Raw genomic sequence first — 24713 nt, forward strand, 5'->3', positions numbered from 1 at the left:
GGCTGAAATCTTGCAGAATTTATCAAATTAGTGTGCAACAGGATCAGAACAGGTTAACATTCCTTGAAGATTCAAAACGCCTTAATGAGGTTTACATGTCAACAACTCCGGAAACGGCTGATTTTACCGAGTGGCAACAGGTCGTAGATTTACTTCGTCAGGCAGCATTAGAGCAGAAAGATGACGTGATGCTGAAGCTATTACTTACCCCTGATGAAAGAGAAGCGTTATTGGCTCGCGTGAATATTCTTCATGAGCTAATGAATGGGCAGCGTAGCCAACGAAAAATTAGTGAATTGTTAGGGGTTGGGGTAGCAACGATTACCCGAGGATCTAATGAATTAAAGCATCAGAGTGACGATACAAAAGAATGGCTGGCTTCTTTATTAAAGAAGCAACAGCAATAAGTTCTCCAATAAGCCAGTCGCTCTGAATACATTAAATCCCGTCACGATACTCTTTTTTCAATAATGAGGATCGTAACGGGATTTTTTAATGCCTGACGTTTTACACCGGCGCTAGCTGCTAGGGAACCATTGTTCATTCATAAATGGAATTAATGCCAGAATCAGTGCTTGTTGATAGACCGAACTGCGGCTGAGCGTATGATTGGTTAACATTGCAATGGCCCCACCTTTTTGTTTAACGTTCTGTTGGTTAAACATATCGTCCATCACATCACCAAGTTCAATGCCTTGTTGGATTTTTTCTAGCGCAATAGGGGGCAAAGGCAAAGAAGCCGAGCGTGCTTCACCGCGTTGCTTATGGTTTTCAATCACCATCCACGCGAAGGTAAAATTCCCATCGATTCCCGCTTCCAGTCCGACGTAAAAATCAGCATCAGCCTGCAACTTTCGTGCATTCTTAACACGGTTTCTTGCACCGAGTAAGGTTTCGTCTGCACATAAAGGCTGATCTCTTACTTCGCTGGCGACACTAATGCCTTCGACAGTAAAAGATTGCTCAGGAAAGGCTTGTGAGAATGCTGAAGCAACAGCAGAAATTTTTGCAGGGTTGGCAGAGGCAACAATAATTTTTGACATGATTTACCACTAGCTAAAGAATAATATCGACGGTTTTTTACCCTCGCTATTCTACGTAGTCGTAAAGTGAATACCAACCTAAACAAGTATCAGACCTGTTGAAATAATCGAAGCAGCCTGTTTTGAAACTCTTTCTAGTTAAAATCATAGGTTGGTATATAAATCACATATCTATTACAAGCAGAGCTTAACGATCGTAAGCCCAATCTGATTGAATGATGTAACCGTGAACTTTAAATTCATCATTATTGACAAAGAGGTTAGGGAAATCGGGTTGGGATGTCGAAAAGATGACACCATCAGCCAATTGAGTCATGTGATAAAAATCAGGCTCACTGTTACGTACCGATGCAAATACTGGTTGTTTAGGGCGGTAAGTCGCTTGCTTGGTGGCTAATGCATAGCTGCCAATAGGTGCACATTGCGAAATATTTTCGTTATCAACAAATAAACCCAAGCAATCATTACGTTCAAGGTGTTGTGGTATTACGCGTTTACTGACCACATTTACTGATTCACCGTCGATGAAAGATCCAAAATCTTTACGGTGAATAATGGGGATGTAAGTACAGGTTGAACCTTGTGAAGACTCATGAGTAATGGCTGTCGTTGCTTGAGTGCTTGTATCAATTTGCCCTGTTAAAAGGTAACCGATAGACGTATTTAATGTCTCAGCGATTCTTTCTAGTTCGCGGACTTCAATACCGTATTTACCCGATAACTTACGGCTCATTGTTCCTTGCTGAAGACCCAAAGATTCGCCAAGTTGCTTTTGGCTAATTCCTTGGATTTTAGCTAACTGTTTAATTCTTTCTAAATATCCCATTATAAAGCTTCCCGCTACCGTTATACGAATGCAAAGGGCATTCTTAAAAGTCATACCTAATTCTACTGACATCCTTATCAAAGGAATCTATGAGGTATAAAAAGTGCGATTGATTTCGTTAAAGGAATATAGTTTACAATAAGAATGGGTAAAAAATGGAACAAAATTCACATCGTAAATTAAGTTTTTTATCAAGAACGTGTTTTTAACGAAGGTGATTTATAAAATAAAGAGAAGGTGCAGACCTATAACGGACTTCCTTTTTAACCGTCAGATTAAGGTGAGCTATACATTTTCTGTATGATTGGTGTCGCTATTTATCATTGTTATCATATGATTCTTATGGCGATTATCTGATTTCAGGTTGTTATTACTGTTTTAGTGATGGTTCTGTTGAGGGGCACTGATGTTTCTACTTGAAATTTTGCATGTAAAATAGCGTCTTAATTTACTGGTTTATCAAGAGGCGTCATGGCGAATTCTGCTCGGCGTTTAATGGGTAAAAACAGTGAATACCCCATAGGAATATAAACAGAGGGTTGGTGATACTATCGCGTTATATCTGGATGATGGTAAACCTATACACCTTGTGGGCTGATTCTCGTTAAAATATCTTATTTGTTAGGCTTTTTGTCGCGATTTTCTTTCGTTTTTATACTCATTTTTGGCTCTTCAAAAAGCTTAAATGACGTTATTTATTAGTAACAAATATGTTTGGGCTTGGTACGATTAATTACAGTTTATTGTTGGTTCAATCTATCAATCTAACTATTACATTCCTTTAAATAAACTCTGTGCTGTTCGGCTAACAGGCAGCTTTTGCCCATCAATGATAACTGACATTCTTCCTGCTAGATCTTTCTTCACTTTTTCAATGGTTGCGACATTAACGACGGTTGAACGATGTATTTGCCAAAATGAATCTGGATTGAGCTGTGCAAGCAATTCCTTCAGTGATGTGCGAATAATATATTCTTGAGCGGCGTTATTGGGTAATCGCTTAAACACCGATACATATTTGTCTTCCGCTTTAAAATAGATCACATCGGATATCGCAATTAAATGAATGTCATCACCCGCGCTGGCTTTTATCCAAGTGAGGTATTGTGGCTCAGACTGTGTCGATAACTGTTGAATTTGCTGGATCAATGCTGATATGTCGGGTTGCGATTGTGCATTTGATGGGTGTTTTTGTTCTGATTGCTGCATTGAAAGTTGGTGTTGTAATTTAGTGCAGGCAGTCTGTAAGCGTGATTCGGAAATAGGCTTTAATAAGTAATCAACCGCACTTTGTTCAAACGCTTTTACTGCATATTCATCATACGCGGTAATAAAAACAATCAAGGGTGGGGTAGGCATTTTTTTGAGTTTATTTGCCAGTGCCATACCGTCTAATTCTGGCATGCGAATATCAAGAAATACAACGTCTGGTTGATGCTCATTGATTTTCAACCACGCTTCTTTTCCGTTTTCAGCACTCGCCACTATCTCGAGTTCTGGCCATACTTCGGCTAAAGAACGATTTAAATGATGACGTAAAAGCGGTTCATCGTCGGCAATTATCGCGGTTGAAAATTGTGTCATCTTATCCGTCCTTAGATCGTTTAATTCGCTAATCATGTTTTTATATAGGTAGGGTTAAAGTTGAAATGACGCCAGCAGAACGGTGCTCTTTTATCGATATACTGGCTTTTCCGTCAAATAACATCTCTATGCGCTGGCGAATGTTTTCTAGCCCTAATCCATGCCCTACTGCATGCGGGGTGGGGCTGAAGCCTGCACCGTTATCCGTTACGCTGATCTGCATACTCTCACCAAGGTTGACTATATCGAGTGTGACCTTCCCACCTTTGGCTATTGGTTCAATACCATGTGTTAATGCATTTTCGATTAACGGTTGAATTAATAGCGGTGGTAATACTTGGGTTGATGAGATGCCGTCGATGTTGATGGCATACTCTAATCTATCCCCAAGCCGTATCTGTTGGATCTTCAAATATGCCTCAACCAATGAGACTTCTTGCTCTACCGTAGTTTGTTGGTGCCTCGTGTTATTGAGGGTTGCGCGCAGTAACTCTGTTAGTTTTTCTAGCATCAATTTAGCTTTATCACTGTCAGTTTCGATCAGCACACTGATTGTGGCTAGTGTATTGAATAAAAAATGCGGTTCGATCTGACTTTGCAGTTGCTTTAGTTGGCTGACTAATAGTACTTTTTCTTGCTCTATTTGCTTTCTTTTAAGGGTTTCGAGTTCTTTATCTGCAATGAGTTTTTGCTCTTTTGAATAAAAGTAGTAATAGCAAAAACTAGTAAAAATAAGCCCAAGTAATATAACGGGTTTTAGGTTGCTCCAACCATCTTCACCAAGAAAATCATTCACCCAATATTGCGCATTTAAGGTACCAAAGACCATCGAAAAACTCAGAGTACAGATGATTTCTCGGTGGCGTGAAACTGAAGGGAATACAAGATCGATAAGCTTGGCACTGAAAATAGCGCTATAGCCAAAGCCAAAGCTGATAATGAGGTGTTTAAAAAGCGAACTAGGCCAAACCGATTGAGTGGTTAACGCGATGATAAAACAAAAGATACTGGTGAATAGGAACGTTTTAGCCCATGAGTGATCCATGTCTTTTTTTTCGTCCATCTGTATATTGCTCATTAGAATCGCCCTTTCAGGTTTAGCAAAATCATATGCTTATCTGGCAAGTTAGCATAAGCTGAATTTGATTTTCCAGTCAAAAATCGTGCAGCAAGCTCTAAATCGAGAGATGCACTTCCAGTATCTATCCATTCATAGTTCAGCCACTGTGTCGCGATAATCCCATTATCTTGAGGGGAGTAAAGCAAATCAAAGGTTGGCGTTACGTGTTGAATCCAATTTATTTCTCGACTCCAATCCCATTGTGCCCATGCTGTTGAATTGAGTGACCAATGCAACATCACATTATGCTGAACAATATTGCTAAGCTGAAAACCTTGCGCATACGATGCACTCAATGCTGTGTTTTGCGATGTTCCAGTCTGAGTTGAATTCGTCGATGGTGTTGCTATTTTATTTAGGCTGGTGGCGGTATCGATAGCCTGCTGCCATTGCGATGAAGACCAAGCTCGGCTGTCATACCAGTATTCTAAAATAATACTATTGCCCACTTCATTAGCCCACGTTAACCCCAATAAGGTTTGAAAAGCGTTGCCTTGCTCACTTAAAACGACGGGTTGCTGGTTCGAACTTGGTAGTTCATAACCTAGGCTTTGATGTTGGTAAGTGGCAGAGCCATGAAATTCCCAAGCGAGATCTAATACAGACACCATGCTGCCACCGATTAATCCATGGCGTACATCGTCATAGTAAGCCAGCCATTGGTATTCTTGCTCGCCCTGCATACCATAGTGGCGAATGCCCACACCTTGTTGTTGAGATTGCCGCTCTAGGTCATTCAGTGATTGCGATGTCCATGATGAATCGGTGTAAAGCAGCGTCCATTCACCTGTCGCATCGAAAACAGACAATGCCACTACGCCAGCCCCTTCTTCTGCGACTATTCCAACGGGATTTCTGCGATATGGCTTAATGATATCAAGCGGGCGATATCCGTAACCCACGCCCCAATCTAATCGAATTTTACCCAATGTGACATCAATGTACTGTTCATCGAGAGCTTCATTCGCCAAGGAAAAACCGCCTTGCCAGTACAGCTCTCGAATAATGAATTCAGCGCTTGGATCACTGTTTGGCTCATTGCTTGAGAGAGTATTTTGCCTAGTGCTTGAAGTGCTGCCTTGATTCTCTGAATATAGATCCGTGGTTTTAAGTGAAATCAATCCTAGCCATTGTTTGTATCCCACTTCCACTTCTAATAATCCATCAATGGTTTGACGGCTATCAGGCTGCGGCGGAATAAATGGTGAGTTTCTTGATTGCACGCTTTCAGCACTGATCATCCAATCCCAGTGTAGCGATAAATCACTATTACTGGCGGCTGAACATGGCGTATTCAGTAACATCAGGATCATAAGAATCCCGATGTTATTGAATGCTTTAATCGCCTTATTTTTATTCATGATTATAGCTCTGACACACTATTGCGAGACAAATACGCTGGGTTGTAATATTTATCTTCCAGCGTCTGGCGTGAGATTGCTTGATATTCAATGATCGTCTTTTTATGGGGTTGGATCTTATCAAGTAGAGTCATGGCGACAACGCTGGTTACCCCTTCACGCAAACCTTGAGTAAACCACGCTTGTTTTGCCATTTTGCCCGAACGTAAATACAGATCCGCTTTGATTGGAAAATCATTATTGGCGGCTAACCACAGATCGATGGTTTGATAGCTGGCCCCTTTGGTTTTGGCGGTCAATTTTAATTGGTGGGTTGTTACTTCTGCACCATTAAGTGTTTTGATGATTGTCGATTTTACCCATTCACCTTGATAATCTTCACTCCAAGTGAGTGTTGAAATATCACCAACAGATGCTTCACCCAGTAATTTTTGCATGGGGGTAATACGAATAGGACGACGACTTTTGGGCATCAATAACCAATAGTTATCTTCAATCATCAGCATTTTTTGCCCAGCTTCCACTGCTGATTTAAATACCACCAGTGATTCGCGATCAGGGCGGGAATACACATTGTACAGACGCGTTTTATCTAACGTGTTTGACTCATAAAGCTTCACTAATGAAACCACTTTAGCTGCACCGGGATGAATGCGATAGCTGTCGGCTTTGGTTATCATTGTTGTTACGGCTTGCTGGTTTATGCCTTCAAGTTGATCGATGCTTTCATTGGCAAAAACCAACGACGATATCGGTAATGTAAGTGCCAGTAAAACAGCGCAAACCAGCGTTCGGTTGAATTGAAAACTACGTGCCGTATGAGGGCTAAAATATAAGTTAAACATAAATTAATGCCTCGGTAATGGGTTTGTTTACGCCTTTACGCGCAGAGAAAAATGCAGCCAATAAACAAATAAACATCACGCCGATAGTGGTCAATGTAACGAGCTCAAATGAGAAGTAGATATTCAGCGGATAGCCTTCACTTCTTCCTGGCGGCGGGGGCATTTGAACATCGACAAATAGTAACAACACGCACATTAAGGCGTTAGATACTGCGCCTAGCATGCTACCAATGAGTGCTAATAACCCTGCTTCGCATAAAAATCCTCGAACGATCTCTGATGGGTAACTACCAAGGGCCGACAAGGTGCCGATTTCTCGGGTTCTTTCCGTCACTGTCATGGTCATGGTGTTAAATAGGGAGACGAATACCACCAAGCCCATCACTGTTCCCATAATGCCGAAGATGCGGTCGTATAAATCTTTTACTTTGTTGTAGAAGAACGCGCGATCTTGCCAAGGGGTGATTTCAATCGGCTGAGACAGTTGATCTGATGTATTTGATAATTGCTCAGATGCTTTTGATAATAGGTAAGAAGAGCTGGACAGCTGATGAAGTTGTTTGCCAATACGTTGCTGTACGGCATTGGTTTGTGCGGTTTCAAATAAGAATACCGATAGAGTGCTGACTTTATCGCTCGCTAATAACTCTTGTGCACTTGTTATATGAATGTATAGCTGACGTTTATCGAGTTCTGGAACGCCAGTTGAATAGATGCCACGTACATTGAAATCGAATGCGTTAAGTGCCCCGTCGCTAGTGGTTGCGAGTAATGTTACCCAATCCCCTACATCGACTTTTAGGTTACGGGCTAAATCGACACCTAACATTACTTGTGGTTCGGCAGGGTCATAACGGCTAGAGGTTACATCAGATAGGCTTTGACCTGCTCTGATATCGAGGAACGGTCCTTTCATATCAAATTCACGCTCGTTGACACCAGTGCCCATGAATATGGTCGACTTACTGCCATTAGAGATTAAACCACTGAAGTATATACGAGGTTGAATACCGCGTATGGCATCATCGGTGATGATCTGTTTGATCAATGCTTGGCTATTATCTAAACCATTGCTGAGCGGCATGTCTTCATCTTGGGTGAAGTAACCGGGTTGGCTTAATGTTAGGTGTCCGGTATCTCTTGCGGTCGATTCTTTCAGCGATTCATAGGTGTATAAGCCAAAGCCACCAGCGCTGGTGAGGGCGAATACCGCGATGGCGATAATTAAAATCGACAACAAGCTGCGTCGCCCATTGCGCAATAGGTTCAACCAAGCAAACCGAAGTGATACCGGAAAATGCGGTAACCGTGCTGCTAACTTGCCCATGACATGCCCCTTATATCGCTAGCGTGATTAACAAGCCTTCCATCAAATAGCGCGATGCTTCTATCGCAACGGGTCGCCATGCGAGGATCATGAGTCGCGACGATAAATGTGGTGCCCATTTCATGCCCCAGCTGCTTCATTATATCGATCACTACGTTAGCGCTTTGGCTGTCTAGGCTCGCGGTCGGTTCGTCAGCAATAACCAAGGCTGGCTTATGAACCAATGCCCGAGCAATCGCGACACGCTGTTGTTGACCGCCAGAAAGGTTATCGGGTCGTTGTTGAGTAAAATCGGCCAATCCCACTTTTTCTAGCATCTGTAGCGCGAGCTCGTCTTGTTGCTGTTTACTGAATCCATTGAGGTGCAGCGGGTAAGAAACATTTTCTAATGCCGTCATGACTGGCACTAAGTTGAACCGTTGGAATACAAACCCAAGCTTCTGGCGACGCACTTTGGCAGCGGCTAATCGCTCTGTTGGGTAAGCTTTTCCATCAAGCGTGATCTCGCCTTGGTAATCCATGTCCAGTAATCCAAGAATATTCAGTAGGGTGCTTTTGCCTGAACCTGAAGGCCCACATAGAGCAATCATGTCACCTTTTTGAATATGCCCGTCGATACCTTGCAAAGCAGGCACTGATTGATTGCCTAGTTGGTAAGTTTTTTGTATTTGATTAAATCGGATCATCGTTTTCCCCTTTTCCTTAAGCTTCGCTGACCATGTTTATTACGAGTCATCTCTGGCACTAGATGCTAGGTGCTAGATACTAGGTATTACTGATTAATGCTTTTGCGGCGATGGTATCGGCATGTTGAGGATCTTTACTCTCCATGATCTGTAACCATTGTTTAGCTTGTTCAAGATCGTTAGCACGAAGAGAAGCTTGAATGGCGTAGTGATAAATCCACGCTGTTGCCGCAAAGTGCTGCTGTTCAAATTGAGGCTCAGACAGCAAACCGATAAACAGATCGTATCCACGTTCGAAGTGATTAAAGAGATCGGGCAGTTTAGAATAAGTCACCGCTGCCATAGCTTGGGTTAAGTAAGCCTCAGGTAAGCCTTGAACGATATCTTGTTGCTCGAGAGGCGTATTAAGATTGCCCAATAAGTTCAACGCTTTATCAATCGTTGCCAACCCTTTTTCGGTGAGCTTCATTTTGTTCCATGGCAGAAAAGCATCCCTTCCTTGCAACGCTTGTGTACTGCCGAGATAAACCAAGTTAAGTGGTGTGGCCCCTTGTTGATTTAAGTTGTCATTAAGCTGTTTATATACTTCATCAACTTTACTTTCGTCGCCCGAAGCGGCTTGGTTATACAGTGCCAATGTCTCTACGGAAGGGGTTGCCAGCACAGGGTTTATGGTTGTAATAACAATACTGCTTAATACGATGCCAACAATGGCCAGTGAATAGCGGGTTGTTTTACTGATGTAATAAAGAGCTGAATGCTGCGCTTGAATTATCATGGTTGCTGTCCTTTTCATATGTTGATGCTGAAAGGTTACTGACAAACATGCTTCTATTCTTATCAATGTGATGAACGGGCGGTATTGCAGATAAACGGTAAGTGGGGTAGATAGCAGGTAAAGTTGCATCTTGAATGTGATTTTACTGTCAAGATTGCCAATAACGAGTGCTGGTGTCTATAGCGAAATTTGAATTTAGGCTAGTCTTTACTCACGATAATAAAAGAGGGTGAGCAATGAAAAAAGCAGTAATCGTAGGTCTTGTGAGTGCGGCTTTGGCTGGTTGTGGTGGTTCAGACTCGTCAGATAGCAATGGTACAGGTACTTTTTCGTTAGCCTTTTCTGATGCACCTGTTGATGGTTTAGAGCAAGTCTGTGTTGCCTTTGATCAGATTTCAGTTCATCACGTTGATGGTGGCGAATCGAGCTGGGGCACAACATCTTTTGCTGCTGATCAAAGCTCGCCCGAATGTGTAGCAGGTATGAAAATACCTTCTGATAGCAACGGCAACCCTGATTTCATGGTGATTAACTTGATGGCATATCAAGGTAATGATTCGCTACAAGTATTAAGCGATGAACTGATGGAATCGGGTAAATACACTCAAATGCGATTATCAGTACTAGAAGATGGCAGTTATAGCGATGGCACACCGTATTCCCATGTAATAGAAACCGATACCCATAGTGTGGAAGGTATTCGAGTACCCAGTGGTGAGCTAAAATTAGACGGTTTCGATGTTGTTGCGGATGCAACACAAGCTTATACGCTCGAATTCGATTTACGTAAAAGTATGGTACAAAATGCCAATGGCTATCAGCTAAAACCACGTGGTGTACGCTTAGTTAATAATGAAAATGTCGCTGCTATCGATGGCACTGTGAGCAGTAGCGCCTGTAATGATTATATAAACAATATCGATGATGCCTTCGTTTACGTTTACCCAGCTTCAACACTAGCTCACGGCGACCTAGGATCTGAATTTGAACCGTATACTTCTGTTGCTGTTAATGTGAATCCGTCAACTCAGAATGGCACGTTTGATGTTGGTTATGTTCCATTCGGCACTTATGATCTGGCACTGGTGTGTAATGGCAGCGAAGATCATCCTGAAGACGGCGGTGATCTATTAAAGATTGCAGAGCCTATCAAACAAGATTTGGCACTGTCTACAACAGGCTTAACGGTTAGCTTTTAAGCCTGCAATTGAAAGCGAGAGAATATCACTCTCTCGCTGTTTATCTTGCCTTTGATGTGTAAGTTAATGACTTATAATAATTTTATATACAGTTGGCGGTCATCTTCAGATGGCTTAAAGCCCACCGTTTCAAGATAGGAACGATGTTCTACATTACTTGTACGCACATGAAGCGTGTTAATACCTCGGCTTTTTATAACTTCAGGATTCGTCTCGAAATAATAAGTCCCAATTTTAAAGTCTCGATACTCTTCAGTGACATAATCTAATAAAACGTTTAGCACACCATTTTCATCTTTAGAACCCACTAACACCCCCGCAATATTATTATTACGCAGCATATAAAAAGCCGTATTCGATAATCTCAGTTCTTCACTCGATACTTGCAGTTCGATGTCTTTTTTATTCATTTCTATAAAATGTAAAAAGTACTCTGAATCTGTAGAGGCTGTAATTAACTTAAAGCGTTCTTTAACACTGTAAATTTTATATAGGAAGTAAACATTAATCCCCGCGATACCAAGATTCATTAACATGGTAGGAAGAGAATCGATAAAGTACGCAAAAGCAGCGAAAAGTAAGCAGCCTGTAAAGTTGATAACTCTTAGCTTTACGATAGAGGTCATCGTTAAAGACACTAACACGACCAGTGACGCGAGATAGCCGAACCATTCCACCCAATCAAATTCCATTTTGATCTCCTTATGTTTTTATTATTCGTTAAAGATAGCATAAGAAAAAGAGGTTTTTCTGTAGTGGTGCCAATCAGTATGACATCTATCAAAATGAGTTAGGTTAATACCAATGTCGGGATCATAACCTGAGATATTTACAAAAATTCCTTTAGCTGCTGGTCAACTGGTCGCTTTGACTGATAGGAATCTTTAATTATGTATAACAATGAAAGATCAACTCATTATATCAATATCTAATATCCATGGTTCGCGGCACTTTCAACTGGGTAAATTTTTCAAACGTAATTTGGTTGCAGCCTCAATCTTTGTTGCAGTCTCCGTTATTGTTACCGCAATCGTTATCAATTACCTTGTTGGCGAGGTCGATCAATCCCGGCAGAGCCAGCAACAATTAAATGTTCATTCAGAGCAGTTAACATCAGAAATCGAACAGCTAGAAAGGTTCCGCTATACATTAGAGCAAGATTTAGCAGAACGAAACGATGAACTTGAACAGGTCACCGGGCGGATGGGGGAACTTGAACACGTACTTGGTATAGAGTCGGAAATTGAATTATCGCTCAATAATCGGTTAGATACTGCCGCGGTTAACTCAGCCGTGCGCTTGTCCATGTTACAGCTTATTCCAAATGGCAGCCCGATTGAGTACCGACGAATGTCCTCTGGCTTTGGTAATCGCATCCATCCGATAAAAGGTAAGAAACGTCGCCACCTTGGAATCGATCTCGTCGCTAAAACAGGCACACTGGTACGCGCTCCGGCTGATGGTGTCGTTGAATTGGTTCGCCCAAGTAAAAAAGGCTATGGTAATTTGCTTAAAATAAACCATGCCTATGGTTTTATGACCTTGTACGCACATTTGCACTCATTTAATGTCAAAAACGGTGATTTTATCCGTAAAGGCGACATTATTGCCCAAACTGGCAATAGTGGCATATCCACTGGACCTCATTTGCATTATGAAGTTCGTTTTCTTGGCCGAGCCTTAAATCCAAAGTCGTTTTTGGACTGGAACTCGACCAATTTTGAAATACTATTTGACCATGAAAGGAGTATCAGATGGGACTCTTTAGTAAAAATCCTGCAAGCTCAAGCCAGCAGGCATCTTCAACTATCATTGCACAAGGTTGTTCCATCAGAGGAAATATCGAACTGACGTGTAATATTCAAATTGATGGCTATGTTGAAGGTAAAATTCGTACCGACCAAACGCTCGTGATCAGTAATAAAGGACGGGTGAAAGGTGAAATCATCGCCAATCATATCGTGATTAACGGTATGCATGATGGCACGTGTTACGCGAATAGCATCGAAATACTGCAAGACGGTAAGGCGAGCGGTACGATTCATTGTGATGATTTAAGTATCGAGCGTGGGGGAAGCTTCCTTGGTGAGACGCAGCCAACCAGTGAAGAAACAGTCACTGTGATTAACAGCCAACAAAAAGAAGACAAGGCTGTTAATAAAAACGAAAAGCCCAAAAAAGTCGCCAACGTAGCTAAATAGTACAAATACGAATTAATTGTGTAAGTGCAGTAAACAGTAAAACCCGATCATAGGTCGGGTTTTTTATTGGTATTAGATTAATGCCTTTATTTATTTGGTATTTTAACTCTCGCCGAATGACCACAGATATATGAGAATAAGTATTACTTATGCAAACAGCCGATGAATTCATTCAACTATTAGAACTGGAACAGCATATTGAAGGGGGATACTATCGCTCCTCTTATAGCTCACAGAGCAATTTCGATCAGACTCGTTCACTATGGAGCAGCATCTATTTTCTGCTTCGTACTGGTGAGGTTTCACATTTCCACCGCTTAACCGCCGACGAAATGTGGTACTTCCATGCGGGAGAATCGCTAACCATCTATATGATCTCTGAACAAGGTGAGTTGACGACGGCGCAACTGGGTCTCAATATTGCGGCAGGTGAACGACCGCAATTTCTGGTGCCTAAAGGATGTATTTTTGGTTCCGCAATGAATCAACCTGGGTTCTCTTTAGTGGGGTGCATGGTGTCACCTGGGTTTACCTTTAATGATTTTGAGCTGTTTAACCAAGAAACATTAATGGCAATGTATCCACAACATGAAGATATTATTCGTCGCCTGAGTCGTAATGAAGGGTAAGAAACAAACTTTACATTTATTGCATTACTCCAGCCCATTTTAGTGGAGGGTTATAATGTCCATTTATGATCGTGAACGTGCTTTTTCAACTAAGTTAAATTGATGTGTGGCTTTTTTCATTGCATTACGTGCGGCGCTTTGCTTTCTCTTTTTTTGCCATTTTTCTGAAAAATCGAGGTACTGATTAGCACTTGCTAAGCGCAAGGTAATGAGTGATGAAAAATCAGCGGGTAACTCTTTGGCGATTTCATCTACCTGCTTGAGTAACTTGTCTAACTTCGATTCGCTGTTCACGCGTTTAAGCTGGTGGTTAAATTTATCAAATTTATTTGCATATAAAAGTTCTGCAGATTCATATGGGAAGGGGGCGGGTTTATCGCCTTCTCTAGCGGCTTTGAACTGATCCAGTTGAAGAGTGGCTTTGTGTAGAATTTTTGTATGCTGTAATTGAGCGATATGTTCATCTGTTGTTGAGAAGAAAGTTTCTCCCACCTGAATTAAGGTTGCTAATGTTTCAGTATCTTGCTGGTTAGCAGCTTTTTTATACTGGGTTGCATAGGTCTTTTCAGCCAATGACGTCGGTTTAAATTGAATATCATGACGTAAATTTTTAAGGTTAGTTAATAGCTCATAGATATTACTATCGGCAGATATTTGATAATGCGCCTTTTCTAGAGCGGTATTGAGCTGATTGGATAAAATATCGATAGTTGATTGCCAGCTGGTTGAAATGTCGGTGCTCAGTACATTGATAGCATGTGAGTCAGGGTATAGTTGACTCACTTCGGCTAATTCAGCTTCTATTGCGTAATAATTTGGGTAATAGTTCTCTCGTGTATTAAAGATAAGGTCAATATTGTGTTCGTATAATGCAATAACGTCACGTTGCTTACTTTTGAGTAGACCGCTGGCAATAATGGGGGCATTAATTGATAATTCAGGGAGCTGTTTAATTATTTCACGTGCACTGAGATTTGCGAGTTTTGCTCTTTCTTCAATGTGTTGGTGCAAATTTCGATTGTCGGTTGCTAGCTCTAAGATGGCTTCTTTTTGTTGATACAATACATACCCGACCACAGAGTTTAAGCTCAAAATAGCCGTGATCATTATGGCTGTTGATTTGTATTGGCGATGTAATTGGGAGCTGATTAAAGCAGCATCACCGATACGCTCTTTCGCGGATAATGATAGCCCTTGTTGAATAATACGCCATTTAGATGAATTTAAATGCTTAGGTTTTATTGGTTGAATTTTTTCCTTTTGGGCTACATCAGCAGGCTTGCGATTAAAAGGATGCTTACTTGAACAGAGCTCATAACTAATGCAGCTAAACGCAAAAATATCATCCTTAATTTCAGGGTCGTTGCCCTCTAACAGATTGATTGAGGCGTAATTAGGCGTATAACCACCGAGTTCGGCTTTGTTGAAGCGCTCAGATAACATCCAATTATTCCATTAACACTGAGTTCAGTTATCATAACCAGCCCTTCATTCCGGTTAGCTGTTTAACACATGCCTTACAAACACAATGACAGAAAACGCCAATTACGGATATCGAGCACGTAAGTGCCGACAAAATGTATGATACCAATGTGGTGTACCAGACATTAGAGGACCATTTCCCGGATGCTGAGATTGTTATCCCGCCGAAAGACAATACGTTTGCCGATGAGGTTCATCACCCAAAGCGGATGAGCAACCTGATAGGTTGCTTCGCCCTAGGCATTATCGGTTGGCAGAGCGTGCGGCAATATGGAAAAAGGAATATCTCAGAAACTGCCATGCAACGTTACAAGAAGATAATAGGTAACACATTACACAGCAGAGAGTTTGAAAACCAGTCAACGGAAATGTTACTCGGTTGTTCTATTTTAAATCGCTTTACTCACATCGGGATGCCCAAGAGCTACCGAGTCGCTTAACCGTATCAAAAAACCACATAGCTTTAGTGTTGCAACAAAGCCATTTATGATGGTACTTCAAAAGAGCCGAAGCATTTGATGTTACATATTTTATAGATGGTAAAAAGAAATCGGTCACACTATTAAACCAAGCTGGGGGTTAAAACAATTGAAAACTATTGACGAAATATACATGGGGATTGCTGAACATCTAATCAGTCAGTTAAATGAAAACTGGAAAGAATGCAAAATCGAAGTGGAATTTCTTGAAGATGCAGCCGAATTCGATGTGACATATATTAATACGAAGGGGCAACTACTTGATCTAAATGGTGGTTATAGCTTATTTAAACTATTTAAAGAACTTCATTCTACCACTACTGAAAATTCAGAAAATAAATGGAATAGAGCCAAATTCACACTGGAACCTACAGGTAAATTCAATATGGAATTTGAGTGGGATCAGGAATTATTCGATGAGATAGAACGTTTAAATAACGAGTAAACAAAAATCAACGATAAGCTGAGCCATATCACCTGAGCGCACCGTGGCACAGCACGATCATATTAACGGGCAACTCAGCGTGTAGCACTGATTCCAACAACAACTAGTAACAAATACTACGTATTGGAGTTAAGTTACAACAGTGTTGGGCGACTAACAACACAGCAACGACATTACACTTGAACAATTGTTTGATGTGCACTCACGCTTAATCAGCCAGACATGGCAAGGAGATAGCGGTCTCAACCTAGGTCTCTCAATAATACTCACCAAATCATCCATAACCAATTTATCTGATGGGCGGCAGTTAAGCTACGATAAGTTGAATCAGCTGCAAGAGCATCACCAAAACAACACAACGACAAATTACCAGTTTGACAGCTTTGGTAACCCGAGCCTTGGTACGACAAAACGTGGAAGCCTGGATGCATTGAACTGATCAAATATTCTAGCCAATCCAATTTATTTTAAAGCCCCGTATCTACTGTAAAAAGTCCATGATATGGGGCTTTTTTGTACCTTACTCATGAGCTCACACGCACTATTTGCTACCTATGAAGACGAAGCGTTTATCTGCGGTATTACTTTCATTGACGATCTTGAAGTCGTTACCATAGCACTAGGTGCCGAGGTTGTTCCCAATATCAATTGGCCTATTGGCTATAGTCGCTCAGTGGGGGAGTCGATTACTGACGATGAAGTCACTTTAAATGAAACACGAAAACTATCTTTGGGGCTTTACACTGCGCTGGGGTATGAGATGCCGCAATCTCTTTAAATGAGCTAGGCATACGGTAGAGGTTTTGGCTTTAGTGTTGCCAATGTTGCCGAGTTTCATAGCATATTATACTAATACCATAGTTAATGAATAATTATGGTCTGTGATGTTGTGGCAAACGGACAAACAACAGGCCAGTATTTCATGAAATTCCTGATCGAATGTTGATTATGTATACATAGTTATACGCAAAGCGTATCGATGGTATCGATAGAGAACAGTATATGGGATTATTAAAAGAATTAAGCAAGACGAATGGAAAGCGTTATGACACCGACAAGTTGCTCTTATTCAAAAGAAAAAAAACATAATGTCTTTGCGATGTTTTTGAAACATCTACGCCAAAGTAACGAATTATCTCAAGAACAGCTTTGTTTGTATTTACGCCAACATAGTAGCCTATTCTACAATCTCGATACCATAACCGTGAGCCGCTGGGAGCGAAGCATTAATATTCCATCATTGGCAAAACAAGCTGAAATTGTTGAGCTGTATGATAATGAACTGACCAGTATTTATCGCCATGATCCTCAATTTTTGGAGGAGTGCAGTACATTAGTTTCAATTCCGAATCAGAGTCGGTTCAAATCCTCTCATCCCTATTACACCAATGATAATTACGATATCCAAGTCATTGATATTAATGACGACAGCTTCTACATAATGCTGAAAATGATTCTGCGTTATGAAAATAATCCAAGCCTTGTCCTTAAGTTACCTCTAGCAGAGTTTGATGGGCTTAAAGATCTAAAAATCCATGTCGCCAATGCATTCAATGATCAGATCGTTGGGCACGCTCTCTATATCGAAACGTCTTCTCAATATGTATTGGAATTGGTGAACATCAAGAGTGATTTAAACGAGATCGTTACTCGAAGCTCTAAAAAACTGCCCGATACCATGTTAGTACTGTCGTCAGCAGGTGCAACGAAAGAGGTAGAGAACAGCATTATGTCTACCTATATTAATCGTTTCGTTAACCAAAAAAACTTACGTTATCTTTGTTTCAGTGTGTGTGATGAAGGGTTCATCAAGAAGCTTAATGCAGCAAAATTAGATGCCTTTAAGGTGCGAACCATACAGCTAGAAGACAAAACGGTTGCTGTACACTCTTTCTTGCTGAGTCGCTCAGAATTGATGGCGAACCGTTTTCTACTGAAACTTGCCGTAATATCGCCAAAACAACTAGTAGACTTTCTCAATATCAAAGGTAAGGGATAACCACATTGAAAATATTGATTGTTGACGACCAAACTTTTATTAGGGAAGCAATTAAAAGTGAATTGGTAGGTGTGGATCCGTTACAAAGTTTTATCTTTTTTGAGGCAGATTGCGGTAATTCAGCCATCGCGTTACTTGAACAATCGACATTAAATACTGAACCTGAATTTGATCTTATCATCACCGATCTTAAAATGGAAAATGGTGATGGCCTTGCGATCATCAATTATATGGCAACAACCAAAAGTAAAAATATTCCTTTGGTTATCGTTAGCTCGTCTGATCAACGTACCTTAGATCTGATCGGTAATATCACGAACAGCTTTAACCTTAACCTTGTTGGCGTATTTCAAAAGCCGTTAAATGTTAATGAAGTACTCACTTTAGTGAATACTAAACAGTTTTTAGCCCATGAGGTGCCGGAATCTAAAGCGGAGCAGACTAACTGTAACAGCGCCAATATTGCTTCTTTGCTCAATGAAGATAATTTATTTCTCTGTTATCAACCTAAGGTCGATATTAAATCTAACAAGCTCATCGGTTTTGAAGTGCTATCGCGGTTAACGATTCAAGGCGATGGCTTTATCTATCCTGATAAATTCATCCCTCTGATCGAGCAAGCTGGACTTAATTGTCAATTTACTAAATTGGTGCTTGATCAGGCTATTTCTCATTGGCAACTATTTCCGGCTTTAAAACAGTATGGTCTGTCTATTAATATCAGCGCTAGCGATCTTTTGTCAGAAGAACTCATTAATCACTTGATTGCTAAACATTTAGCCGCAAGTGATATTCAGCTTATGTTGGAGCTAACAGAGTCACAACACACCATTAATCAAGAGCGTTCTTTGCAGGCGATTGCTAAATTGATCATTAATGATATTCCGATCTCGCTTGATGATTTTGGTAAAAGCTACTCCACTTTCGATAGGCTTGATAGCATTCCGTTTGAAGAAATCAAAATAGACAAAGACTTTGTTTCAGATCTCGACTCCAATCTTCAGCACCAAGCTATTGTTGAATCGACCATTGCTTTAGCGAAAAAACTCAACGTTAAAGTGGTTGCAGAAGGGGTAGAAACGTTAGGTGTACTGAATCGATTACAGCTATTAGGTTGCCATACTGCGCAAGGATATTACTTTAGTCCGCCAATAGAAGGGCGTTATTTAATGACATGGGTAAATGACTATAACCATCAAGGTGAGGTTAAAAATGCTAACCACTAGCCAATGTACCCATACAAAAGTAATGTCGTTCTTTAATGATTACTCTGAAGAGAACAAACGACGCCTGTATAACGTGTTAACAGAAGAGATTGATATGCTGTTAACTCAAGCTATGGCATTAGATAGTACTCAACGTGATGAGGTTGCGGCTCTGCAGCACAAATTCAAAGGGATTTGTCGTTATTTGAACATTGAAAGTGACATGATTAAGTTAGCAAAAGAGACCAAGAGTGAATTGGTTGCTAATACCCTTACTTTACAACAACTATTAAATGACATTGAAAGTGAGATTTAGTCGTGTTGCTTGCATTGTGCTGTTAATAGGCTTAGTCGTTACGACGCTGATTAATACCGCATTATGGAATTATGCCCAGAATGAGCTTAATAAACAGTATCAATATAAGTCTGATCTTGTATTGGACTCTTCAAGAGAGATGTTGATACAGCACCGTATTATGACCGATGCATTACGCGCATTCTTTAACGCCTCTAACGAAGTCACTGAAGTGGAGTTTGCGTTATTTGCCCAAAATTTATTAAAGATCAAATCGGCGGTGGCTTTCACGCTGAGTCCGGTTTTAACGCCAGTACTTATATCTGATCCCGTATTTAAATCTGCGATAGAAAAAGGCAAAGCGGAAACAGATGAGAAGGGTAATATTACCTACCTAATCGATAACTTTTCATCAATAGTGATTAAAATTGATGAACCGAAGATGCCCTATATCGTTTATGCGATATCCCATCAAAAGATCCAACAGCGTATCGATCAGCATAGCGATGTATGTGCCCGCCTTACATTTGGTGGTATTACGCTATTTAACCGTGGTTGCGACAAAGAACAAGACTGGACTGCGATGTTTGGTTTTCATTCCGAGCAATTTGTTGATTTGCCTGAATATGGTACGAGCTTTAACTTGGCCGTTGATTATGTACCGACGAAAAAAGAGTTATTAGGTATAAGCTTGCTCATTTTAGCGATTACATTGCTTGGCGTTGGCTTGTCGGTCTTATTTTTTATTCTTGTGCAACATCGGATCAATATAAATAAACAGCGCATTGAAACAAATTTAAAATTTGCCTTACTGTCTACCCTCAATCATGAGATCAGAACACCCATTAATGCCGTATTGGGTTATGCCAACATGCTCAACAATATGGCTTGCGATGATGCGCAAAGGCAAAATACGGTAGAGAAAATTATCTGGTCGGCGAACCTGCTGAATAGTGTCGCGCAAAATACCCTCACTTATACCAAAGCGTCTTCAGGTAGCTTGACGCTCTATTATGAGAAGGTCGATTTGATTGAGTACTTGTATAAAATTGATGATTATTACCGAGCATTCGGTAGCACTCATAAAAAACAGCTGATGCTAAACCTTAGGGATGCGACGCCACCCCACATTTTGTTAGACACAACCAAGTTTTTTCAATTGACCACCAACCTTGTTAACAACGCCTTTAAATACAGTAGCGGTGATACTGTTATTTTAGATATTAAAGTTAAGGCGATTAAAGACATTGCTAATCGGCGTAATGCCGTGTTGTGCACGCAAGTGGATGGCTTCATTCGGGTTGCAGTAAGAGACTTTGGTAAGGGAATGTCAGCGGCATCTCAGCAAGCGTTAAGTAAGCCATTTACCACTGACGATAGTTCGCCAACAGCGTTAAAATCAGGCGTTGGCATCGGTTTATATACGTGTAAAACAGTGATCGAAAGTGTGGGTGGCGCAATCAAAATCCGCAGCCGAAAAGGAAAGGGCACCTTAGTGATATTTCATTTTCCATACCGCGTTTGTTCGGAAACCGAAGAGCGCGTTCTTGTGCCGCAAGATAATGTGGCACCCGCGCGGCAACATGGTAGGCCGTTACAAGTACATACTGCTCAGTTTATTGAGCAACAAAGCACTGTAACTAAACGGCAAGGGCGCGTGTTGCTGGTGGATGATAATCGCTTTAACTTAGAAGTGTGTAAGGCGATGCTTGAAGACGAAGGCTTTGATGTTACCACAGCAGAAAACGAACGTGAGGTTTTCTCTGCAATGGCTGCACTGAGTGACAGTAGCGTCGCGTATAATGACGTTACGCATAATGACGGTGCGGTATACAATGAGCTAATCATCTTAATGGACTACATGCTAGCAGAAACCGATGGCTTCACGCTGATTGAATCGATGAAAGCTAAGGGCTACCGCCAACAGCATTATTTTATTTTATCAGCCCATACTGAAGATGAAATCCAGAAGGTTAAAACATTTACGGATATAGCATTTCTACAAAAGCCGCTAGACATTACATTGCTTAAGCAAAAATTACCTACAGGCACAATGGTTTAAATAGAAATCATACGTCATCCCATTTATGATGAAATCAGTTTAATTAATAAGTCTTCCTCATGTCAGCGACTACCTCTTTTTACGACCAAAATACGACAATGCTCTGTGAGCAATACAACTCTCTAGCATTTGAAACGGTACACCAAAGCTGGAAGGCATTCTGGCCGCATAAAGGCGACAGAGTTCTCGATGTTGGTGCTGGCAGTGGGCGTGATACTAAGTGGATGGCTGAGCAAGGCTGTGAAATCATTGCGCTTGAACCTTGTGACTCTTTTCGTCAGGTTGGTAGTGCGTATACAGGGGCCGCTGTCACTTGGTTAGACGACGCACTGCCCGCATTAAGCAAAACTGAAAATCTTGGAATGCGTTTTGATCTTATATTGGTTAGTGCCGTTTGGATGCATCTTGCCCCTAGTCACAGAGAACGCGCCTTTCGTAAACTCTCTAATTTGTTAGCCTCGAATGGCAGACTCGTTATCACTCTCCGTCATGGTGAATTTAAAGATTCGCGCCAAAATTATGGTGTGTCTGTCGAAGAATTAGAGCAGTTCGCTAAAAACAGCGCTTTGTTGGTTAGGCATATCAGTAGTAGTGATGACTCACTTAACCGCGATGATGTGCATTGGCAAACCGTTGTCATGAGTTTACCCGATGACGGATCTGGTGATCTTAAACGAGTACGGCACATTATTGTGAACGACAACAAAGTCGCAACGTACAAATTGGCGTTACTTAGAACCTTATTACGTGTGGCCGATGCCCATGCTGGTGCTGTTATTGATCGTAGCGATGGCAAAATTACGATTTCTGCCGGCTTGGTTGCCCTTTATTGGATACGTCAGTTTAAGCGTTTGATTGATATTAATATTGATGGTGTTGAAGGTATTCAGCAAAGTGCAAATAGCAGCAAAGGGCTGGGATTTGTCAAAGACGATGGTTGGAATCAACTAAAGCATTTAGCGGCAGATGATTTAACCATAGGTGCGATGTTTTTGGGGAAAGAAGCAAAAGCACTACAAAAAACGTTTACTCATACCCTGACGACGATTAAGAGCGGCCCAGTTACCTTCATATATCAAGGTGACAAAAACAATCGATTGTTTGAGATTATTCCTCCCACGGTAAAGCGTAAGTCTTTAGATTCGTTAGTTATCGATGGTGATTTTTTAAGTAGTTTTGGCAGTTTTGTATTAGATGAAAGTTTGTGGGAGTGCTTCCGCCTATATAACTCATGGATCGAGCCACTGGTTGTGAACCAATGGATACTGGAGATGCAGCGATTTGAGTTAAATCGTCGGCGTAATATTACGCTGCAAACCTACCATGATTGCTTAGTGTGGATAGATAAAGACCACGACACGAGAGATATACGTAAGCGGGTTGAACAATTACGCCAGCAAAGTGTAGATATACATAGTGTATGGAGCGGGCGTAAGCTCAAAGATGAATATCACGTTGATCATTGCCTCCCTTTTGCTTACTGGCCCAACAATGATAAATGGAATTTGCTACCAACAACAGCTAGCGAGAACCTAAAAAAGAGCGACAAACTGCCCACAGCTTATCGCCTACAAGCCTCAAAAAACCGAATTCTGGATTGGTGGAATCTCGCTTGGGGGCAAGAAGAATCACTACAAACACGTTTCTTTTCAGAAGCCGCTTTAACCTTGCCAAATATCCCACCGCAATGCCAAGACTTTGAACTTGTTTTTGAAGCAATGGGGTTACAGGTGCGAGGAGTCAAAAGCAGGTTATTAGTCAGCGAGTGGTAAGGTTTTGGTCGATGTATAGGAAGTAGGAGCCTAAGATAATTTCATTATGCTATAAATACAAAAAAGGACACCCGAGTGTTGAAAATTCTATAGGTGAGAACAGTTGGTGCGAACACATAGTTGTAGACCGTCACCGTCAGAGAGAACGTAATCTTTCTCTTTGGGTTTGGCGTGTTCGATTTGCTTTTGGTTTAGACGTACTGCTTTAGTGCCCATGCTAACTAGCCTCCAAGCCTATTAGTATTCCAAAATATTACTCCAATTTGTATGGAATACCACTTGGAATACCAAAAGTTGCGGCTACTAGCAAACGCTAATGGATGCTGCCGATACAAAAAAGCCCGATAACTCATTGAGTTATCGGGCTTTCCAAACGTTTGGTGGAGCTGGCGGGATTTGAACCCGCGTCCAAGAGCAATCCAACCATAGGCGCTACATGCTTAGTCTATCTTTATTCTCGTAAGTACACTGCGAACAGACACGCCATGTAAATACATACCAGAATTCTATTTCGCGGTTCACCTCTCTAGTCAAAGGTTCCCTCGCTATCTCGTTTGGGTTTGAACTTCTATGAATCCCCGTCTTACAAGCGGAAGCTAGGGTAGAAGTGCGCTAGCAGGTTATTAAGCTGCTAGTGCGAAGTTTTCGTCGTTTGCGACTATTTTTTTGCGGCTTTTTACGTGGCCAACCGCCCCACGGCATGCTCCACAAGCTTTCTTGATCCTGTCGAATCCTGAATCAGCCCCAGAGGTGTAACAAGATGGATAGTAGCATATAAATCTTTCACGTCAACGAAATTACGATTAACGTGGTGGATGTGTATGAAAATCCATCAGTTTACGTTTTTATTACTATCGTGTGCTGTGTTTCATGATTCGCTGCTTATCACGATCCCAGTCACGACTCTTAGAATCTGCGCGCTTATCATGCAGCTTTTTACCACGTGCTGTACCTATCTTTAGTTTAACCCAAGATGCCTTCCAGTACATAGATAATGCAACGATAGTTTGACCTTCACGGTTTACCGCACCCATTAGCTTATCGATTTCTTTGCGATTCAATAATAGCTTACGAGTACGCGTTGGATCGGCAACAACGTGGGTTGATGCGGCATTCAGTGGTGTGATTGTTACACCTGAAATAAACGCTTCGCCATCACGCAGAAACACATAGCTTTCGGCAATGTTTACTTTACCGTTACGAATTGCTTTTACTTCCCAGCCTTGTAGTTGAAGCCCGGCTTCATAATCATCTTGGATGGCAAATTCGTGTCTGGCGGTACGGTTTTTGGCAATGGTGTTATCTGACTTGTTCGGTTTCTTAGCCATGGGGTATCCATTTCTTTATGTTGCTATTCCCAAAACAGATGTTCATC

General features: G+C 41.3%; 26 protein-coding genes and 1 other RNA gene. 13 read left to right on the forward strand and 14 right to left on the reverse strand.

Translation table 11 applies throughout. The annotated features are described in order from the left end of the window. Positions 1-95 precede the first annotated feature (95 nt). Positions 96-407 (forward strand): trp operon repressor, encoded by a 312-nt coding sequence (gene trpR, locus C9J12_RS17520; RefSeq protein WP_011217411.1) that lies wholly within the window; start codon positions 96-98, stop codon positions 405-407. A gap of 111 nt (positions 408-518) precedes the next feature. Here trpR and yjjX read toward each other — a convergent pair whose 3' ends face one another. From yjjX to C9J12_RS17565, 9 genes are all read right to left on the reverse strand, one after another. Beyond that, positions 519-1043 (reverse strand): inosine/xanthosine triphosphatase, encoded by a 525-nt coding sequence (gene yjjX / locus C9J12_RS17525; protein ID WP_107243889.1) that lies wholly within the window; start codon positions 1041-1043, stop codon positions 519-521. 187 nt (positions 1044-1230) lie between these two features. After that, positions 1231-1869 (reverse strand): helix-turn-helix domain-containing protein, encoded by a 639-nt coding sequence (locus C9J12_RS17530; protein ID WP_107243890.1) that lies wholly within the window; start codon positions 1867-1869, stop codon positions 1231-1233. A 771-nt stretch (positions 1870-2640) separates the two neighbouring features. Continuing rightward, a complete protein-coding gene (locus C9J12_RS17535; RefSeq protein ID WP_107243891.1) occupies positions 2641-3453 on the reverse strand; it encodes a LytR/AlgR family response regulator transcription factor in 813 nt (270 codons plus the stop codon). Between the two features lie 40 nt (positions 3454-3493). Further along, positions 3494-4516 (reverse strand): sensor histidine kinase, encoded by a 1023-nt coding sequence (locus C9J12_RS17540; protein ID WP_407675690.1) that lies wholly within the window; start codon positions 4514-4516, stop codon positions 3494-3496. Positions 4517-4530: 14 nt separating this feature from the next. After that, positions 4531-5934, reverse strand: a complete 1404-nt coding sequence (locus C9J12_RS17545) for a hypothetical protein (protein ID WP_107243893.1) — start codon at positions 5932-5934, stop codon at positions 4531-4533. 2 nt (positions 5935-5936) lie between these two features. Continuing rightward, positions 5937-6779 carry an outer membrane lipoprotein-sorting protein gene (locus C9J12_RS17550; protein WP_107243894.1) on the reverse strand — a complete coding sequence of 281 codons (843 nt, stop codon included), beginning with the start codon at positions 6777-6779 and terminating at the stop codon, positions 5937-5939. After that, on the reverse strand, positions 6772-8106 hold the full coding sequence (locus C9J12_RS17555) for an ABC transporter permease (protein ID WP_107243895.1): 1335 nt from the start codon (positions 8104-8106) through the stop codon (positions 6772-6774). Before C9J12_RS17555 ends, C9J12_RS17550 begins: the two co-directional genes overlap by 8 nt. After that, positions 8094-8792: an ABC transporter ATP-binding protein gene (locus tag C9J12_RS17560; protein ID WP_107243896.1), complete on the reverse strand. Its 699-nt coding sequence runs from the start codon at positions 8790-8792 to the stop codon at positions 8094-8096. Before C9J12_RS17560 ends, C9J12_RS17555 begins: the two co-directional genes overlap by 13 nt. 79 nt (positions 8793-8871) lie before the next feature. Next, positions 8872-9570, reverse strand: a complete 699-nt coding sequence (locus C9J12_RS17565) for a hypothetical protein (RefSeq protein WP_107243897.1) — start codon at positions 9568-9570, stop codon at positions 8872-8874. A gap of 236 nt (positions 9571-9806) precedes the next feature. Here C9J12_RS17565 and C9J12_RS17570 point away from each other — a divergent pair, with 236 nt between their 5' ends. Continuing rightward, positions 9807-10769: a DUF4382 domain-containing protein gene (locus C9J12_RS17570; protein ID WP_107243898.1), complete on the forward strand. Its 963-nt coding sequence runs from the start codon at positions 9807-9809 to the stop codon at positions 10767-10769. Between the two features lie 71 nt (positions 10770-10840). Here C9J12_RS17570 and C9J12_RS17575 read toward each other — a convergent pair whose 3' ends face one another. Beyond that, a complete protein-coding gene (locus C9J12_RS17575) occupies positions 10841-11461 on the reverse strand; it encodes a GNAT family protein (protein ID WP_107243899.1) in 621 nt (206 codons plus the stop codon). A 208-nt stretch (positions 11462-11669) separates the two neighbouring features. Between C9J12_RS17575 and C9J12_RS17580 the strand changes: the two genes are divergently transcribed. The 3 genes from C9J12_RS17580 (at position 11670) to C9J12_RS17590 (ending at position 13599) form a co-directional block, all read left to right on the forward strand. Next, positions 11670-12620 (forward strand): M23 family metallopeptidase, encoded by a 951-nt coding sequence (locus C9J12_RS17580; protein ID WP_107243900.1) that lies wholly within the window; start codon positions 11670-11672, stop codon positions 12618-12620. Beyond that, positions 12524-12970 carry a bactofilin family protein gene (locus C9J12_RS17585; protein ID WP_107243901.1) on the forward strand — a complete coding sequence of 149 codons (447 nt, stop codon included), beginning with the start codon at positions 12524-12526 and terminating at the stop codon, positions 12968-12970. Before C9J12_RS17580 ends, C9J12_RS17585 begins: the two co-directional genes overlap by 97 nt. Positions 12971-13119: 149 nt before the next feature. Then, positions 13120-13599, forward strand: a complete 480-nt coding sequence (locus C9J12_RS17590) for a cupin domain-containing protein (RefSeq protein ID WP_011217425.1) — start codon at positions 13120-13122, stop codon at positions 13597-13599. A gap of 63 nt (positions 13600-13662) precedes the next feature. Here C9J12_RS17590 and C9J12_RS17595 read toward each other — a convergent pair whose 3' ends face one another. Further along, positions 13663-15042 (reverse strand): protein kinase family protein, encoded by a 1380-nt coding sequence (locus C9J12_RS17595; protein WP_107243902.1) that lies wholly within the window; start codon positions 15040-15042, stop codon positions 13663-13665. Between the two features lie 134 nt (positions 15043-15176). On the opposite strand from C9J12_RS17595, the gene C9J12_RS31150 reads away from it, so the two are divergent. The 8 genes from C9J12_RS31150 to C9J12_RS17635 all read left to right on the forward strand — a co-directional run bounded on the left by C9J12_RS31150 (position 15177) and on the right by C9J12_RS17635 (position 23338). Next, positions 15177-15521 carry a hypothetical protein gene (locus C9J12_RS31150; RefSeq protein ID WP_227876389.1) on the forward strand — a complete coding sequence of 115 codons (345 nt, stop codon included), beginning with the start codon at positions 15177-15179 and terminating at the stop codon, positions 15519-15521. Between the two features lie 148 nt (positions 15522-15669). Then, on the forward strand, positions 15670-16005 hold the full coding sequence (locus tag C9J12_RS17605) for an immunity protein YezG family protein (RefSeq protein WP_146150093.1): 336 nt from the start codon (positions 15670-15672) through the stop codon (positions 16003-16005). 526 nt (positions 16006-16531) lie between these two features. Further along, positions 16532-16783 carry a hypothetical protein gene (locus C9J12_RS17610; protein ID WP_193944684.1) on the forward strand — a complete coding sequence of 84 codons (252 nt, stop codon included), beginning with the start codon at positions 16532-16534 and terminating at the stop codon, positions 16781-16783. Between the two features lie 267 nt (positions 16784-17050). Further along, positions 17051-18004: a helix-turn-helix domain-containing protein gene (locus tag C9J12_RS17615; protein ID WP_227876390.1), complete on the forward strand. Its 954-nt coding sequence runs from the start codon at positions 17051-17053 to the stop codon at positions 18002-18004. Positions 18005-18009: 5 nt separating this feature from the next. Then, positions 18010-19230 carry an EAL domain-containing response regulator gene (locus tag C9J12_RS17620; protein ID WP_107243905.1) on the forward strand — a complete coding sequence of 407 codons (1221 nt, stop codon included), beginning with the start codon at positions 18010-18012 and terminating at the stop codon, positions 19228-19230. Continuing rightward, positions 19217-19525, forward strand: a complete 309-nt coding sequence (locus C9J12_RS17625) for a hypothetical protein (RefSeq protein WP_107243906.1) — start codon at positions 19217-19219, stop codon at positions 19523-19525. Before C9J12_RS17620 ends, C9J12_RS17625 begins: the two co-directional genes overlap by 14 nt. Then, a complete protein-coding gene (locus tag C9J12_RS17630) occupies positions 19515-21566 on the forward strand; it encodes an ATP-binding protein (protein WP_107243923.1) in 2052 nt (683 codons plus the stop codon). The genes C9J12_RS17625 and C9J12_RS17630 overlap by 11 nt, the downstream gene beginning before the upstream one ends. A 59-nt stretch (positions 21567-21625) precedes the next feature. Continuing rightward, a complete protein-coding gene (locus C9J12_RS17635) occupies positions 21626-23338 on the forward strand; it encodes a class I SAM-dependent methyltransferase (RefSeq protein WP_107243907.1) in 1713 nt (570 codons plus the stop codon). 87 nt (positions 23339-23425) lie between these two features. Here C9J12_RS17635 and C9J12_RS31430 read toward each other — a convergent pair whose 3' ends face one another. The 3 genes from C9J12_RS31430 to smpB form a co-directional block, all read right to left on the reverse strand. Continuing rightward, positions 23426-23554: a hypothetical protein gene (locus C9J12_RS31430; protein ID WP_265416153.1), complete on the reverse strand. Its 129-nt coding sequence runs from the start codon at positions 23552-23554 to the stop codon at positions 23426-23428. Between the two features lie 162 nt (positions 23555-23716). Next, positions 23717-24084, reverse strand: a transfer-messenger RNA (tmRNA) gene (gene ssrA, locus C9J12_RS17645). Between the two features lie 105 nt (positions 24085-24189). Further along, a complete protein-coding gene (gene smpB, locus C9J12_RS17650) occupies positions 24190-24666 on the reverse strand; it encodes an SsrA-binding protein SmpB (RefSeq protein WP_107243908.1) in 477 nt (158 codons plus the stop codon). Positions 24667-24713: the final 47 nt, after the last annotated feature.

The sequence above is a fragment of the Photobacterium frigidiphilum genome (assembly GCF_003025615.1).
GTDB lineage: Bacteria > Pseudomonadota > Gammaproteobacteria > Enterobacterales > Vibrionaceae > Photobacterium > Photobacterium frigidiphilum.

Bases quoted from the DNA above. Each gene is read 5' to 3' on its own strand.
- trpR (WP_011217411.1), top strand. From the start codon at position 96: ATGTCAACAACTCCGGAAACGGCTGATTTTACCGAGTGGCAACAGGTC.
- yjjX (WP_107243889.1), bottom strand. From the start codon at position 1,043: ATGTCAAAAATTATTGTTGCCTCTGCCAACCCTGCAAAAATTTCTGCT.
- C9J12_RS17530 (WP_107243890.1), bottom strand. From the start codon at position 1,869: ATGGGATATTTAGAAAGAATTAAACAGTTAGCTAAAATCCAAGGAATT.
- C9J12_RS17535 (WP_107243891.1), bottom strand. From the start codon at position 3,453: ATGACACAATTTTCAACCGCGATAATTGCCGACGATGAACCGCTTTTA.
- C9J12_RS17540 (WP_407675690.1), bottom strand. From the start codon at position 4,516: ATGGACGAAAAAAAAGACATGGATCACTCATGGGCTAAAACGTTCCTA.
- C9J12_RS17545 (WP_107243893.1), bottom strand. From the start codon at position 5,934: ATGAATAAAAATAAGGCGATTAAAGCATTCAATAACATCGGGATTCTT.
- C9J12_RS17550 (WP_107243894.1), bottom strand. From the start codon at position 6,779: ATGTTTAACTTATATTTTAGCCCTCATACGGCACGTAGTTTTCAATTC.
- C9J12_RS17555 (WP_107243895.1), bottom strand. From the start codon at position 8,106: ATGGGCAAGTTAGCAGCACGGTTACCGCATTTTCCGGTATCACTTCGG.
- C9J12_RS17560 (WP_107243896.1), bottom strand. From the start codon at position 8,792: ATGATCCGATTTAATCAAATACAAAAAACTTACCAACTAGGCAATCAA.
- C9J12_RS17565 (WP_107243897.1), bottom strand. From the start codon at position 9,570: ATGATAATTCAAGCGCAGCATTCAGCTCTTTATTACATCAGTAAAACA.
- C9J12_RS17570 (WP_107243898.1), top strand. From the start codon at position 9,807: ATGAAAAAAGCAGTAATCGTAGGTCTTGTGAGTGCGGCTTTGGCTGGT.
- C9J12_RS17575 (WP_107243899.1), bottom strand. From the start codon at position 11,461: ATGGAATTTGATTGGGTGGAATGGTTCGGCTATCTCGCGTCACTGGTC.
- C9J12_RS17580 (WP_107243900.1), top strand. From the start codon at position 11,670: ATGAAAGATCAACTCATTATATCAATATCTAATATCCATGGTTCGCGG.
- C9J12_RS17585 (WP_107243901.1), top strand. From the start codon at position 12,524: ATGGGACTCTTTAGTAAAAATCCTGCAAGCTCAAGCCAGCAGGCATCT.
- C9J12_RS17590 (WP_011217425.1), top strand. From the start codon at position 13,120: ATGCAAACAGCCGATGAATTCATTCAACTATTAGAACTGGAACAGCAT.
- C9J12_RS17595 (WP_107243902.1), bottom strand. From the start codon at position 15,042: ATGTTATCTGAGCGCTTCAACAAAGCCGAACTCGGTGGTTATACGCCT.
- C9J12_RS31150 (WP_227876389.1), top strand. From the start codon at position 15,177: ATGTATGATACCAATGTGGTGTACCAGACATTAGAGGACCATTTCCCG.
- C9J12_RS17610 (WP_193944684.1), top strand. From the start codon at position 16,532: ATGAGCTCACACGCACTATTTGCTACCTATGAAGACGAAGCGTTTATC.
- C9J12_RS17615 (WP_227876390.1), top strand. From the start codon at position 17,051: ATGACACCGACAAGTTGCTCTTATTCAAAAGAAAAAAAACATAATGTC.
- C9J12_RS17625 (WP_107243906.1), top strand. From the start codon at position 19,217: ATGCTAACCACTAGCCAATGTACCCATACAAAAGTAATGTCGTTCTTT.
- C9J12_RS17635 (WP_107243907.1), top strand. From the start codon at position 21,626: ATGTCAGCGACTACCTCTTTTTACGACCAAAATACGACAATGCTCTGT.
- C9J12_RS31430 (WP_265416153.1), bottom strand. From the start codon at position 23,554: ATGGGCACTAAAGCAGTACGTCTAAACCAAAAGCAAATCGAACACGCC.
- smpB (WP_107243908.1), bottom strand. From the start codon at position 24,666: ATGGCTAAGAAACCGAACAAGTCAGATAACACCATTGCCAAAAACCGT.